This window comes from Vibrio sp. SCSIO 43137, from assembly GCF_028201475.1.
GTDB lineage: Bacteria > Pseudomonadota > Gammaproteobacteria > Enterobacterales > Vibrionaceae > Vibrio.
Window position 1 is genome coordinate 1543475 of the sequence record NZ_CP116383.1, and the last position, 15873, is coordinate 1559347.

Annotated in this window: 8 protein-coding genes; 4 read left to right on the forward strand and 4 right to left on the reverse strand. The window is 43.9% G+C overall.

What is annotated here, in order from left to right; genetic code table 11:
- Nucleotides 1-14 precede the first annotated feature (14 nt).
- Entirely contained in the window at nucleotides 15-629 is a 615-nt protein-coding gene (locus tag PK654_RS07275; protein WP_271698567.1) for an OmpA family protein, read from the reverse strand.
- Nucleotides 630-639: 10 nt separating this feature from the next.
- On the reverse strand, nucleotides 640-1950 hold the full coding sequence (locus PK654_RS07280) for a TolC family outer membrane protein (protein ID WP_271698568.1): 1311 nt from the start codon (nucleotides 1948-1950) through the stop codon (nucleotides 640-642).
- A gap of 442 nt (nucleotides 1951-2392) precedes the next feature.
- Between PK654_RS07280 and PK654_RS07285 the strand changes: the two genes are divergently transcribed.
- From PK654_RS07285 to PK654_RS07300, 4 genes are all read left to right on the forward strand, one after another.
- Complete coding sequence (locus tag PK654_RS07285) at nucleotides 2393-4336, forward strand: VCBS domain-containing protein (protein WP_271698569.1); 1944 nt, start codon at nucleotides 2393-2395, stop codon at nucleotides 4334-4336.
- 269 nt (nucleotides 4337-4605) lie between these two features.
- The gene (locus PK654_RS07290; RefSeq protein ID WP_271698570.1) at nucleotides 4606-4803 is read left to right on the forward strand and encodes a VCBS domain-containing protein; all 198 of its coding nucleotides are present in this window, start codon (nucleotides 4606-4608) and stop codon (nucleotides 4801-4803) included.
- Nucleotides 4804-4922: 119 nt separating this feature from the next.
- On the forward strand, nucleotides 4923-5057 hold the full coding sequence (locus tag PK654_RS07295; protein ID WP_271698572.1) for a hypothetical protein: 135 nt from the start codon (nucleotides 4923-4925) through the stop codon (nucleotides 5055-5057).
- Between the two features lie 302 nt (nucleotides 5058-5359).
- Entirely contained in the window at nucleotides 5360-13678 is an 8319-nt protein-coding gene (locus PK654_RS07300) for a cadherin domain-containing protein (RefSeq protein WP_271698829.1), read from the forward strand.
- 72 nt (nucleotides 13679-13750) lie between these two features.
- Here the strand turns inward: PK654_RS07300 and PK654_RS07305 are convergent, their stop codons facing one another.
- Both PK654_RS07305 and PK654_RS07310 read right to left on the reverse strand, forming a co-directional pair.
- The gene (locus tag PK654_RS07305; RefSeq protein ID WP_271698573.1) at nucleotides 13751-14362 is read right to left on the reverse strand and encodes an OmpA family protein; all 612 of its coding nucleotides are present in this window, start codon (nucleotides 14360-14362) and stop codon (nucleotides 13751-13753) included.
- Between the two features lie 9 nt (nucleotides 14363-14371).
- On the reverse strand, nucleotides 14372-15676 hold the full coding sequence (locus PK654_RS07310; protein WP_271698574.1) for a TolC family outer membrane protein: 1305 nt from the start codon (nucleotides 15674-15676) through the stop codon (nucleotides 14372-14374).
- Nucleotides 15677-15873: the final 197 nt, after the last annotated feature.

Sequence of the window (15873 nt, forward strand, 5' to 3'; positions counted from 1 at the left end):
GTTATCTCTTACGCTTACCTTTTACGCTTAGTGTAGATGTTCCACTCGTCCAGTATTTTGTCGTTATAACCGACAACATTGGCAATAACCCTACGGTTAAGAGCGTGAGCCACTTCAGAGCTGCCGCTATCCGCTAATGCTGTATCACCAAAGCCGAGAATAGTGACACGAGAGCTTTCAATACCGGCATCAATCAGGCTTTGTCTGACTTTAGAGGCTCTCTGTTGAGACAGCTTCATATTGTAATCAGATGTGCCTACCTTGCTGGCATAACCTTGTAACTCAATGGCTGTTTGCGGATACTGGCTGAGAAATTCCACCATGCGTTTTATCTCATTCAAAAACGCTGGATTTATTTCAGAGGAGTCGTTAGCAAACAAAATTTTCAGCTGTAACTCGTTTGCTGCCATTACATGACTGCTGCAGCCACTATTATCTACTTCAGCCCCAAGCGGGGTTGTCATGCATTTGTCACGGGCATTTACCACGCCATCGCGATCATCATCTGCTAGATCAGCAACTTGCTTAGCCGGTGCCATATCATTATACTTTGAAGCATTGTCGGCCGCATTTGCGTTTGCAAAAACACCCAGAGCAAAAATACACAGGGTCAGTTTAGCTAATTTCATAGTACTTCCCTTAGTATTCAACTGCTTGGTTCCACTCCGCAGGCATATCCACTAACAGTGAATCAAGCAAGATTCCACAAGCATTCAATACGCGGTACTTGGCGTACTGCTCATCGTAGCTGGCAGTCAGGTAAGCTCGACGGGCTTCAAACAACTCGTTCTCTGAGTTAAGAAGATCCAACAGCGTACGCTTACCAATGCGGTACTGTTTCTCATAAGCGATTACCGTTTCAGCAGCAGAATCAACTTGATCGGCCAAAAACTCTTTTTGCTGAAGCGTTAGATCAAGCGCACTCCATGACAGGCGCAGGCTCTCAGTTAATGAGCGGTGAGCATTGTCGCGAAGATCTTTGGCTTTGTTTAACTGATAAGCCATTCTGTCCTGAGTTGCTGCATCGGAGCCACCATTAAACAGGTTATATCGCATTCTTAGCATTGCAGAACTTTCGTTACGTCGGCCCGGAATACCAGCTGCATCGTCATACCAGGTTTGAGCAGCTTCGATGGAGAAGGTCGGAAGGTTAGTACCCTTCGATTGTTTATATTGATATCTGGCAGCATCGATATCGGCAGCCGCAATTTTCAGAACCGGGTGTTTCTGTTCTGAAATCGTTGTCGCTTCTTCAACTGATACAGGAATCGCTGTTTCGTCAACTCTAGGGAAGATCAGACCCATTGGAGCCTGACCAACCAGACGGGTAAATTGGGTGTGAGTATCAAAAATGTTGTTTTGAGCCGCTAACAGGTTACTTTGAGCGCTGGCCAGTCGTGTCTCAACCTGAGAAAGGTCTGCTGTTGAACCAATTCCCGATTCTGCACGTCTCTTAATATCGCGGTAGATACGTTTGTGGATGGCAAGGTTTTTCTCAGATAATCTCAGTACTTCCTGTGCCTGTACGGCATTCAGGTACACACGGGAAACTTCCAGTGCTTTATCCTGAGCGCTGGAGACCACCTGAAGGCGCATAGATTCTGCTTCTGCTGCAGTACGGTCAATATCGTTCAGGGTAGAAGAACCATCCCATAATAGCTGAGTCAACCTTAGTGTGGCATCTTTGCGGGTAAAATTGGATGCACTACCAGTTGCTTGGCTTGTACGCTCTTTCCCTATACCAGCATCCAGATCCAGTGACGGCATATAGTGACCAAAGGCCACATTGTTTAACTCAACATAGCTCATGTAGTCGTTGTATGCGCTCTTAATTTCAGGGTTTGTTGAAATGGTGGTTGCAATAGCTTGCTCTAATGTCTGGCTGTTTGCACCGAAGCTAAGTGCAACTAGGCAAGCGAGTGTAACTAATCGAGTCCGTTTCAAAGTCATTCTCCTCAGTTTGGAATGGGGTATTCTAAGCACAAAATCTGTCTCATTTATGAGAATTCATTCATATTTTGTATCATTTTGACTAACTTCTTGAAGTAATACAAATTTTTAAAGTGCAGATCTAGGGTTTTTGCTCAACTATGTTAACAGCATTGAAAGAAGCAACAACGTGTAATGGCATATAGAGGTTAAAAAATACCTTTAAGATACAGCAATTTAAAAAGATTAAGTAATGACTTAAATATCAGTAAAAATACAACATACTGTTAACAAATGAAATTTAGAGCCAGCGCACTACTTGTTTCATCGTTTTTGGTAAAAGTGTGGTCTTGCTTCCACAACAATGGTATTTTATTCACTATATGAATACCAATCCATGAATTGTTTTAGTGAGAAAGTTGTTGGCTAAACAAACAGAGCAGCTTGAGAAAGGATCTAATTAATGAATGCACTTATTGGCGGTATTGCTGCAGGCAGCAATTTAGTAGTTATCGATAAAAACGGAAATATAAAAACGATTACAGACTATACCCAGCTACTTCCAGGCGAAGTCATATTAACCAAGGGTGACGACCCTATGGTTTCTGACGTAGTTATTGAAGCTGCTATTGTTGGTGATGAAGGTGAAATCACTCCTCTTGATACCGATGATGAAATCGCGCAGATTTTGGGCCAGTTAGAGGCCGGGCAGGACCCGACTCAATTAGGCGATGAGTTTGCGACTGCCGCAGGTGGTGACGGAACTACGGGTTCTTCTACTACTCCTCTGCCAACTATTGCGCGCACAGGTGCCGAGACTATTGCGTCAACCTCTTTTGATACTTCAGGTTTAGAGGCGCAGGGTTTAACGGCGTTTCAGGCGAATACATTACTGACTTCTCAGCAGCAGTTTATCAATAACCCACCATCGGTTGCGTTAAGTGGTGTTCTGTTAAATATCGATGAGAACACTGACACGACAAACCGAATTAAAATTGCTGATATCAGCATTATCGATGATGAGCAAGGTGCAAACGTATTAAGCCTGACGGGTACTGATGCTGATAAGTTTGAAATTATTGGTTCTGAACTATATCTGCGTGCAGGTCAGCAACTTGACCACGAAACTTTGGCAAGTATGGATGTTGATGTTGTTGTAACAGATACCAGCCTTGCAGGTGTTGCACCAACTTCAACAAGCACCACTCTTGATGTTAATGATATTAACGAAGCACCAACCGTAGCTGCGCCTCTTACATCCGAAACCGATGAAGGCAAATCAGAATACAAAATTGATTTGTTACAGGGTGCGAGTGATGTTGATGACGGAGATGTGCTTTCTGTTGCAAACGTAAGTAGCCTGCCTACAGGTTTTGTGCTGGATGGAAATCAGATAAAAGTAGATCCAAGTAACTCTGTATTTAACTCGATGGCTGTAGGAGAAACTCGTGTCGTTTCAGTTTCTTATGATGTAGTAGACAGCGGTGGACTAAGTGTACCAAATACAGTAACTATCACTGTCACTGGCACAAATGACGCAGCTGTAGTGTCGGAAGTAACAGCTGAACGTACGGAAGATGCGGACGAGTTTAGGGTAAATCTACTGGAAAACAGTAGTGATGCAGACACCAGTGATGTACTGAGTGTGAGCGATGTAACTCCTGTGGGAGAGCCTAAAGGCGTAACGGTTGATGGCGGTGAACTAATAGTTGATCCGAATGCATACAACTACCTTGCTGCGGGTGAAAAAGCGGTTATCAAGTACACCTATAATGTGCTGGAAAAGGATGATGAAGGTAACCTTATAGATACGCACCCAACCACAGCGACCATCACTATTACAGGCAAAAATGACGCTGCTGTAGTGTCGGAAGTAACAGCTGAACGTACGGAAGATGCGGACGAGTTTAGGGTAAATCTACTGGAAAACAGTAGTGATGCAGACACCAGTGATGTACTGAGTGTGAGCGATGTAACTCCTGTGGGAGAGCCTAAAGGCGTAACGGTTGATGGCGGCGAACTAATAGTTGATCCGAATGCATACAACTACCTTGCTGCGGGTGAAAAAGCGGTTATCAAGTACACCTATAATGTGCTGGAAAAGGATGATGAAGGTAACCTTATAGATACGCACCCAACCACAGCGACCATCACTATTACAGGCAAAAATGACGCTGCTGTAGTGTCGGAAGTAACAGCTGAACGTACGGAAGATACGGACGAGTTTAGGGTAAATCTACTGGAAAACAGTAGTGATGCAGATACCAGTGATGTACTGAGTGTGAGCGATGTAACTCCTGTGGGAGAGCCTAAAGGCGTAACGGTTGATGGCGGCGAACTAATAGTTGATCCGAATGCATACAATACCTTTGCGGGTGAAAAAAGCGGTTATCAAATACACCTATAATGTGCTGGGAAAAGGATGATGAAGGTAACCTTATAGATACGCACCCAACCACAGCGACCATCACTATTACAGGCAAAAATGACGCTGCTGTAGTGTCGGAAGTAAGTAACAGCTGAAACGTACGGAAGATGCGGACGAGTTTAGGGTAAATCTACTGGAAAACAGTAGTGATGCAGATACCAGTGATGTACTGAGTGTGAGCGATGTAACTCCTGTGGGAGAGCCTAAAGGCGTAACGGTTGATGGCGGCGAACTAATAGTTGATCCGAATGCATACAACTACCTTGCTGCGGCGTGAAAAAGCGGTTATCAAGTACACCTATAATGTGCTGGAAAAGGATGATGAAGGTAACCTTATAGATACGCACCCAACCACAGCGACCATCACTATTACAGGCAAAAATGACGATGCTGTAGTGTCGGAAGTAACAGCTGAACGTACGGAAGATGCGGACGAGTTAGGGTAAATCTACTGGAAAACAGTAGTGATGCAGATACCAGTGATGTACTGAGTGTGAGCGATGTAACTCCTGTGGAGAGCCTAAAGGCGTAACGGTTGATGGCGGCGAAATAATAGTTGATCCGAATGCATACAAACTACCTTGCTGCGGGTGAAAAAGCGGTATCAAGTTACACCTATAATGTGCTGGAAAAGGATGATGAAGGTAACCTTATAGATACGCACCCAACCACAGCGACCACATATTACAGGCAAAAATGACGCTGCTGTAGTGTCGGAAGTAAACAGCTGAACGTACGGAAGATGCGGACGAGTTTAGGGTAAATCTACTGGAAAACAGTAGTGATGCAGACACCAGTGATGTACTGAGTGTGAGCGATGTAACTCCTGTGGGAGAGCCTAAAGGCGTAACGGTTGTGGCGGCGAACTAATAGTTGATCCGAATGCATACAACCACCTTGCTGCGGGTGAAAAAGCGGTTATCAAGTACACCTATAATGTGCTGGAAAAGGATGATGAAGGTAACCTTATAGATACGCACCCAACCACAGCGGACCATCACTATTACAGGCAAAAATGACGCTGCTGTAGTGTCGGAAGTAACAGCTGAACGTACGGAAGATGCGGACGAGTTTAGGGTAAATCTACTGGAAAACAGTAGTGATGCAGATACCAGTGATGTACTGAGTGTGAGCGATGTAACTCCTGTGGGAGAGCCTAAAGGCGTAACGGTTGATGGCGGCGAACTAATAGTTGATCCGAATGCATACAACTACCTTGCTGCGGGTGAAAAAGCGGTTATCAAGTACACCTATAATGTGCTGGAAAAGGATGATGAAGGTAACCTTATAGCTACGCACCCAACCACAGCGACTATCACCATAACAGGTACTAATGACGCCCCAACTAGTACCGTTGATATTATTGAAATAAATGAAGACACAACCGTAGCTCTGACGCTAAATGATTTTGGCAATTATAATGATGTTGAAAATGAAGCTCTGGCTGAAATCCAGATAACGGATCTGCCTGATGCAGGTAAGCTTGAGTATAAGAACGCTGAAGGCAAATGGGTTGCAGTAACAGAAGGCCAGGTTTTCTCTGCAAACGACATTTCCGAAGGGCGCTTGCAGTACACGCCAGCTTCGAATGCAAGTGGCGATGATCATGCTCAAATCGGCTTCAAAGTTGGTGATGGTAAAGACTTCAGTGAGGATAGCTATCAATTAACGGTCAACGTAACTCCGGTTGCCGATCAAGCAGTGCTAACTACTGGCAACCTTGGCAAGATCATTGAGGGTTCTCAGGGTGATGCCGCTGACAATGTAATGTACGACACCGGAAGTGACGCTAAAACATATTATGGTAATGAAGGTGTTGATACTGTTGTCTTTAAAGGGGATTTTAAAGACGCGGAAATCGAAAAACACTGGGAAGGAAAGCATTTTTCTGTTGATACCACTGAAGGTGGTCACGACTATGTCTCTACCGATATAGAGCGTCTTCAGTTTGATGATGGTGTTTATGTCCGGAACGACGCTGGTGAGTGGGTTAAAGAAGTCACCGCTGGTGATGAAGATACAGCGATTAGCCTGAACATTAATGTAGGGCTGGCAGATACTGATGGTAGTGAATCAATATCATCTATCTTGATTAAAGATGTTCCAAAAGGAGCCAAGCTAAGTGCAGGTACTGATAATGAAGATGGTACATGGACATTAACCCCGGCTCAGTTAAAAGGCTTAACTATTACACCACCAGAGCATTCAGATAAGAACTTTGATCTGCAAGTTGTTGTTACCACTCAGGAAGGCAATGATGCCGCCAATACTGCAGTTGTATCAAAAACCTTAAGTATCGAAGTTAATGCGCTGGCAGATGAAGCAGAGTTGACTGTAAAAGATGCTTCAGGTGATGAAGATACAGCGATTGCTCTGGATATAACTACGGCACTGACAGATAAAGATGGCAGTGAAACCTTGTCCGTTACCATAAAAGGTGTTCCGGCAGGCGCTGTATTAAGTGCAGGTACTGATAATAAAGACGGTACATGGACTTTAACATCACACGAGTTGAAAGATCTGACTATTACTCCGCCACATAACTCAGGTGAAGATTTTGTTTTGACCGTTGAAGTTACCACTACTGAAACAAACGGTGGTGACAAAGCTGTTGTGAGTGAAACACTAAATGTGTCAGTTAACCCTGTTGCTGATGCTCCTGTTGTAACAACTGGCGCTTCAGATACAACAATAACCGCAGGCAACCACGGTGATATTGGTAATGTTGTTGCCAATGATGTTATGTATGACACAGGTAAAGATGCAACAACCTATTACGGCTACAAGGGCAATGATACCGTTGTCTTTAAAGGCGACTTTAAAGACGCAGATATTGAACTTCATAAACAAGGCAACCACTATTCTGTTGATACCAAAGAAGGTGGCCACGATTATGTATCTACTGATATAGAGCGTCTTCAGTTTGATGATGGTGTTTATGTCCGCAATGGTGCAGGTGAGTGGGTTAAAGAAGTCACTACTGGTGATGAAGATAGCGCGATTAGCCTGAATATCACAGCCGGTCTGACAGACACTGATAACAGTGAATCAATATCTTCCATTGTGATTAAAGGTGTTCCACAAGGCGCCCTGCTAAGTGCAGGTACTGATAATAAAGACGGTACATGGACTTTAACGTCAGACGACTTGAAAGATCTGACTATTACTCCACCACATGATTCAGATAAAGATTTTGATCTGACTGTAGAAGTTACTACTCAGGAAACTGATGGCGGTGATACGGCTGTTGTATCAAAAACACTGAGTATTGAAGTTTCACCTGTAGCAGATCCTGTTAACTTTGAGATTGTTCCAAACGAAGGCTGGTCTCAGACCATTGACTTTGACAATATTAAGTTCAGTGGTGGCTGGACTTCCCGCGGGAATGCAAATGCTGCTAACACAGGTCAAACAGATGTTACTTGGGGTACAAACAACTCAGATAACGAGTTTGAAGTCGGACTTGAGAAAACATATAAAGGTGGCAGCTCTACCAATACAGTAATGGAGCTTGAAGGCGGAGCAAATGACAAAACCTTTACTGCCGATTTTAAAGCAGAGCCAAATGAAGTTATCGAAGTTAAATTTGATATCTCAGCACGCTCTTTACCTTCGAACAATGATACTCAGTCCGATGCCAACCTAAAACTTGTTTACATCGACAAGGACGGTGTACAGCAAGAAAAACTGCTTTATGTATTTGATCCGTCTGATACTAGTTGGTCTACCAAAAACGTTGTCTTTGCTATTCCTGAAGATGCGAAAGATGGTAGCTATAAGTTGGTGTTTGAAAGTGCTGACCTTGATACCTCTAGCACAGTAGGTGCGCTAATCGATGATGTAACCGTTTCTTCTCTGGCGAATACCGGCTATGAAGGTACTCCGATCAAAGTCAATGAAATTAAGGCATCTTTACAAGATACCGACACTTCAGAAGACTTAGTTGTTAAGTTAACAGGACTTCCTAAAGGCGCTGTAATATCCGATGGAACTAAGTCGGTTACTGCCGATGGTACAAATCCAGCTGATATTTCAGAACTCGATTTGTCAAAGCTGACCATCAATGTTGCTGATTCAGGTAATTATACCGTTGGTGTTATAGCTCATTCAGTTGAGTCTGATAATACAAAAGGTCCTGAGTCTACTGGGTCGTTTAAACTTGACGTGCTTGATGCTAATGATGCGCCAGAGTTTGCTTCTGACGCTATGCAGTTCTCATATAACGAGAATACTGCAGCTGGTGTCGAGCTTGCGAAGGTAGAGGCAACTGATAAAGATGATCTGAATGACGTTACTTATACCATTACCGGTGGTAACTCGAACAAATGGTTCCAGATTGATTCGAAGACAGGCGCAATTTCATTGACTGTAGCCGGCGCGAATGCTGCAGCAAATGATTTTGAGGATGCACAAGGCATTGATTCTCATTCGCTAATTATCACTGCTACAGATAGTAAAGGTGGTGTTGCTCAACAGAAAGTGACACTGAATGAGAGCAATGTAGATGAATCTGGTTCGTTTAATGCGCAGACAGTGACGTACGCAGAAAATCAGGTTGAAAATGCGGTCGTTGGCAGCGTTTCAGGCAGCGATTTGGATGGCGTGAGCAACTACCAGTTCAAGGGCGCCAATGGCAGCTTGAGCAACACCAGCCCGGATGGGTTCTACACCATCGATGCGAACGGTGATATCCGCATCACGGCAGCGGGCGTGTCAGCGGACGTGAATGACTTCGAGAAAGGCGGTAATAGCGGTGATTATCAAGTGGTGATGACCGACGGTTATGGCTCGAAAGTTGAAGCGACGGTGACACTGAAAGAGAGCAATGTGGATGAATCTGGTTCGTTTAATGCGCAGACAGTGACGTACGCAGAAAATCAGGTTGAAAATGCGGTCGTTGGCAGCGTTTCAGGCAGCGATTTGGATGGCGTGAGCAACTACCAGTTCAAGGGCGCCAATGGCAGCTTGAGCAACACCAGCGCGGATGGGTTCTACACCATCGATGCGAACGGTGATATCCGCATCACGGCAGCGGGCGTGTCAGCGGACGTGAATGACTTCGAAAAAGGCGGTAATAGCGGTGATTATCAAGTGGTGATGACCGACGGTTATGGCTCGAAAGTTGAAGCGACGGTGACACTGAAAGAGAGCAATGTGGATGAATCTGGTTCGTTTAATGCGCAGACAGTGACGTACGCAGAAAATCAGGTTGAAAATGCGGTCGTTGGCAGCGTTTCAGGCAACGATTTAGATGGCGTGAGCAACTACCAGTTCAAAGGCGCCAATGGCAGCTTGAGCAACACCAGCCCGGATGGGTTCTACACCATCGATGCGAACGGTGATATCCGCATCACGGCAGCGGGCGTGTCAGCGGACGTGAATGACTTCGAAAAAGGCGGTAATAGCGGTGACTATCAAGTGGTGATGACCGACGGTTATGGCTCGAAAGTTGAAGCGACGGTGACACTGAAAGAGAGCAATGTGGATGAATCTGGTTCGTTTAATGCGCAGACAGTGACGTACGCAGAAAATCAGGTTGAAAATGCGGTCGTTGGCAGCGTTTCAGGCAACGATTTAGATGGCGTGAGCAACTACCAGTTCAAAGGCGCCAATGGCAGCTTGAGCAACACCAGCCCGGATGGGTTCTACACCATCGATGCGAACGGTGATATCCGCATCACGGCAGCGGGCGTGTCAGCGGACGTGAATGACTTCGAGAAAGGCGGTAATAGCGGTGATTATCAAGTGGTGATGACCGACGGTTATGGCTCGAAAGTTGAAGCGACGGTGACACTGAAAGAGAGCAATGTGGATGAATCTGGTTCGTTTAATGCGCAGACAGTGACGTACGCAGAAAATCAGGTTGAAAATGCGGTCGTTGGCAGCGTTTCAGGCAACGATTTAGATGGCGTGAGCAACTACCAGTTCAAAGGCGCCAATGGCAGCTTGAGCAACACCAGCCCGGATGGGTTCTACACCATCGATGCGAACGGTGATATCCGCATCACGGCAGCGGGCGTGTCAGCGGACGTAAATGACTTCGAGAAAGGCGGTAATAGCGGTGATTATCAAGTGGTGATGACCGACGGTTATGGCTCGAAAGTTGAAGCGACGGTGACACTGAAAGAGAGCAATGTAAACGAAAAGCCAACTATTGATCTAAATGGCTCTGAAACTAAAGTTACTTTCTTGGATGAAAATGGTGCATTTGTTAGTGCTGTTGGTTACTACACCTTGGACAAAGATGGAAATCCAACTGATCCAGTACTTTTATCTGAAGGGTTGAACAGAGATGTTACAGCTAAAGGAACAGTGCTGGCAGAGGGGATAGACGTTCCAATAGAAGAACTGCATTTCTTTATAATTGCCGATGCAGACCACAGCGTAACGGGTAATCTATCATTCTCTGGAACAACCTTGGTAGATAATAATGGTGTTGCTATCAGTAAGCCAGTTTATTTTGATCAACCAGAATTAAACTCAGATAAAAAAGATCATTTTAAGATTGTAAAATCTAATGGCGGTTCAACTTTAGAAGTAAATATTGAAGATCTCCCTAACTTAGGTGATGCAGATTTTGCTGATGTATTACTTCGTATTGAAAGCGAACCAGCTTCGGCGATTGATTATACTAATCATTTTAAAGAAGGTAACAGTGATGGTGTCTCCATTGTTGACACCGATGTGTCTATTAAAGATGTTGATGGTGACGCTCTACAGTCAGTACAGGTGAAACTTGATAACCCACAAAATGGTGATAAGTTCACGATTGTTGTTGACGATGACTTCCCAGCAGGCGTTGTTATCAAGTTAGGCACAGGTGAAGATGCTCCTATTGCGGTTAGTAATACAATTGATGCGAATCAAACGATTGTAATTACCAATGTTGATGGGGGGGAGTTGCTGTCTCATGAGGTTTATGAACAAGCGCTGAAAGCTATTCGTTTCCAGTCTGACAGCCAGAATCCAGATGAATCTCCGCGTAGTATAGATATTACTGTTATTGATGAACATGGAGGTAAGGCCACTGCTACTTCTACTATCACGGTAGAGGCAGTAAATGATGCGCCTGAAACTCAAAGTTCACCTTTAAATGTCAATGAAGAGGCTTTAGATACTCCGCTTAATATTTCTGCACCGACAGATGCTGAAAACGATAACTTGACCATTACAGTCACTAATTTACCTAGCATGGGTACAATCAAGCTTAATGGTGAACCAGTCGCTGTTAATCAAGTACTTTCAAAAGCTGAACTGACTCAGCTTGTCTATGATGCGCCTGATGAAGTTGCAACTAATTCATCGGCTGGTGCGTTCAGTTACAGTGTTTATGATGGCGATAAAACAGTCTTTGATAGTGTTGACGTAACTGTGAATGCAGTAAACGACAATCCAACTAACTCTGACTTTGATGTCAAATTAAACAGTGGTAACTCTGCACAATTCTCATTTGATAAAGGTCAGAGTGATCAGAATAATATTTCAGACGTAGAAGATGATAATTCAGGCGCAATGACCTCTGTTGTTATTGAAAGCGTAGGAAAATATGGCTCACTCTATCACGTGGTGGATGGCAAGACAGTTGAGTTGGTTGAGGACGATGTGGTAACTGGTATTAAGGATGTTCAATTTGTTCTTAATTCTAGTTTAGATGAGATAAATGAAGATCTGAGCTTTAACTCGCTTAGCGACTTTAGCTCTCTTGAAAATGGTGAGACAGATAGTGGGGTGGTAATTACCGCTGGTACTTCTACAAGTGCAGTGCCATTTGGAGAGTTAGAGTCTAAAGAGTTAGTGTTGGATAATGGCAAAACTGGTCTTGGTGTTAAGGGAGGAAAGAGCACTGAGATTGATGTTCTTGATAAAGAAGTTATAAGTATTGACTACTCAAATGCTGATGCAGCAGTTAAAAGTGCAGAGCTTACCTTTGGAAGTGTCGCTGCTCATTATAGTCAAGACTATATCAGCTCAAATGGAACTTGGTGGACATCATCCGATGATGTCAGGACAGATGCGCAAATTAATGTACTAGTTAGTCAGAGCGACGGTAGCAGTAAACTATATACATTTAGTGATACCAATGAAAATGGAAATGATATAGCCACCGTTATCCACTATGACTCTAATGGCATCCAGACTGCTATTACTACTGAAAATGTTGGTGATGTGTACGATGGAGGCAAGCAGTTTAAAGCGAATATTACTGCTGATGACGGTTTAACTATAGATGAGTTCCGTATCTTTACTACTCAACATATTAATAACGGTGCTGATATTAATTCTGACCCTACGATCAACTCCAACATAACGTTTGACAGTATTAAAGTTACTAATGCTGAAGTTGTAGATGAAGTTCAATATCGGGCAGTTGATTCAAACGGTTTGGAAAGTGTTGAAGTAGCAACTGTTAAGGTTTCTGGGCAAACAAATCCTGTATCTGGTGGTGATTCAACTGATTCTGACAGTGATGCGAGTAATCATGTTGATACCATTACGGTTAATGGTAAGGGGCTGCATGTACACCATTCAGCAACAGCCAACGAAAATGGACATGTCTTTTTAGCTGATGATCCAAACTATGGTGTTGATAAAGCTAAAGGTAACAAGTTCGAAGATGGTGATAACCATATTGATGTTGGTGCCGGCGGTGACTATGTTGAATCTGGGACCGGTAATGACACTATCTATCTTGGTGAAAGCTCAGGTGGAACCTCTGTCGATCATGGCAAAGCAGAAACATATTTGGCTGATTTTGCTCAGAATGGCTCAATTTCAAATAGCGGCTTAAAAGGTCATTCTGATGCAGTTGACTATGCTGATGCAGGCTCGGGCAATGATACTGTTTACGGTGAAGAGGGTACCGATATCATCTTTGGTGGTTCAGGTAATGATACCTTAGTAGGCGGTTCGGGTAATGATGGCCTACATGGTGGCTCAGGTAACGATACGTTAGATGGCGGCTTAGGCAACGATATCCTTGTTGGTGGGTCAGGTGCAGATACATTTGTCTGGACTAAGACATCAGTTGAGAACGGCACTGATACCATCACTGATTTCAGCAAAGCTGAAGGTGATAAGATCGACTTGTCTGATTTGCTAGGTGAAGGTGAATCAGTAACTGATTTGCTGGCGGATGTCGGTGGAATTGTTAAAAACGGTGATGATTTAGAAATTCACTTGGATGCAGACCATGGAAACAATCAGACTATAGTGATTGATCATGGTGCAAGCACGCTGGGAGTTGATAATCAGAGCGATGGTGCTTTAGATTCCAGTATAGTGAATGGACTATTGGACGATTTGTTCATTCAAAATCCATAAAGTACAGTAATTGCAAAAGGGCTCTTCGGAGCCCTTTATTACACCCTCAAAACAGCGTTAACTGAATTACAGTTACTTCTTACGCTTAGTAAATATGGTCCACTCTTTGATTACATCCCGGTCATAACCAACCACTCTGGCAACAACGCGGCGGTTAACGGCGTGATCGATAGGGGAGTCGCCTTTGTTGGCCACCACATTTTCACCGAAGCCGACAATGCGAACACGATCAGGGGTAATTCCCGAAGTGATAAGTTGCTCCTGAACCTTTAACGCACGCTCTTCAGAAAGGTTCTGATTGTAAGCAGGTTCACCTACCACACTGGCATGGCCGTGCAGCTCAATAGAGGTTTCAGGATATTGATTGAGAAATTCAACCATGCTGCTGATTTCACCGATAAAAGCAGGGCTTATATTGGAAGAGTCATGCTCAAATAAAACTTTAAGTTCCCAGTTTTCCTCATCATCAAGATAGGTTTCACAACCGTCATTATCAATATCAGATGCTAATGGTGTATCAGGGCAGATATCTCTTGCATTAATTACACCATCTTTATCATCATCCATTAAATCCGCTATTTGATCTGCCACGGGAACCGCACGATAGGCATATTCATCTCCAGCTTTTACTACTAAGGAGAATAGACAGATAAAAAATGAAAGAATATAGAGTTTATACTTCATGCTTACCCCTTAATAATCCTGTTTATTATTCCAATCGGATGGAGTGTCCACCAGAAGAGACTCAAGTAAAATACCAGTTGAATTTAAAACACGGTATTTTGCATATTGTTCTTCGTAATGGGCATCCAGATAATCTTTTCTTGCCTCAAATAATTCGTTCTCCATATTTAATAGATCAAGAAGTGTTCTTTGGCCAATTAAATATTGTTTTTCATAACCATCCACGGTATCTGATGCCGTATCCACCTGATCAGCCAGAAACTCTTTTTGCTGAAGTGTCAGGTCAAGGGCACTCCACGCCAGTCTCAGGCTCTCTTCCACGTTCTTTGAGGCGGCATCCCTGAGATCTTTTGCTTTGTTTAGCATATAAGCAGTCTGTTCAGACTGAGCGTGATCGGAGCCGCCATTAAATAAGTTATATTTCATCCGTAACATAACAGTGAGCTCTTCTCTGCCACCTTCAATACCGTCAACATCATCGTACCAAGTTTGATTGGCCTCAAAAGAGAAGGTCGGATAGTAGGCGCCTTTAGACTGTTTATATTGAAAACGGGCAGCCTCTACATCGGCCTGAGCAATCTTGATGACAGGATGAGACTGATTTGCCTGATCGACTGCGTCCTGAAGGGTTGTCGGGATAGCTTCTTCGTCAGCCTGGGGAAATATCAGCCCCTGAGGTCCCTGGCTGACTATTCTGGTAAATTGGGTATGTGCATCATAGATGTTGTTCTGAGCGGCCAGAAGGTTGCCATGAGCACGTGCTAAGCGTGTTTCTATCTGAGACAAGTCAGCAGTTGAACCAACGCCGGATTCAGCCCGTTTGCGAATGTTTCGGAAGATACGCTTATGGGTAGCCAGATTACTCTCAGAGAGCGCCAGCACCTCGTGAGCCTTAACTGCGTCAAGATAGATCTTTGTCACCTCCAGAGCCTTATCTGAGGCGTCCGCATGGAGTTGCATCCGCATTGATTCAGCTTCTGCAGCGGTTCTGTCCATATCGTTCCATGTCGCACCCCCGTCCCAGATAAGCTGCCTCAAGATAAGTGACGCTTCTTTACGGGTAAGGTCTGTACCGTCTCCCGTTACGGGATCTATCCCTTCGTAACCGATACCTGCGTCAAGATCCAGAGTGGGAAGATAATCTCCGCGCGACTTGTTATGTAGCTCTACATAACTGGCGTAATCATTGTAGGACGCTCTGAGGTCGGGGTTAGTTGCCAATGTAATGGCAATAGCTTGTTCCAGTGTCTGTCCTTGTACAGAGCTGCTTAAGGCAATCAAACTGGCGAGCACACTGAGTTGATACCGTTTCAAAATTTGTCTCCTGAAATTGTCTGTCCCTATTTAAACTAAATAAGTTCCAAAAACTTCCGTATAAAATGTCTCAAGATTGGGAATTGGATTAAATAATTATTATTTGTGTAAAAGTCTAGGAGAGTTAATTTGATAGCGCAAAGCAAGGAGAAGGAATTAGTGTGTTTGTTTTACTTTTGATACAAATAATAATAACA

Excerpts from the sequence above, each read along its gene's own strand:
- PK654_RS07275 (WP_271698567.1), bottom strand. The coding sequence starts at position 629 with ATGAAATTAGCTAAACTGACCCTGTGTATTTTTGCTCTGGGTGTTTTT.
- PK654_RS07280 (WP_271698568.1), bottom strand. The coding sequence starts at position 1,950 with ATGACTTTGAAACGGACTCGATTAGTTACACTCGCTTGCCTAGTTGCA.
- PK654_RS07285 (WP_271698569.1), top strand. The coding sequence starts at position 2,393 with ATGAATGCACTTATTGGCGGTATTGCTGCAGGCAGCAATTTAGTAGTT.
- PK654_RS07290 (WP_271698570.1), top strand. The coding sequence starts at position 4,606 with ATGCATACAACTACCTTGCTGCGGCGTGAAAAAGCGGTTATCAAGTAC.
- PK654_RS07295 (WP_271698572.1), top strand. The coding sequence starts at position 4,923 with ATGCATACAAACTACCTTGCTGCGGGTGAAAAAGCGGTATCAAGTTAC.
- PK654_RS07305 (WP_271698573.1), bottom strand. The coding sequence starts at position 14,362 with ATGAAGTATAAACTCTATATTCTTTCATTTTTTATCTGTCTATTCTCC.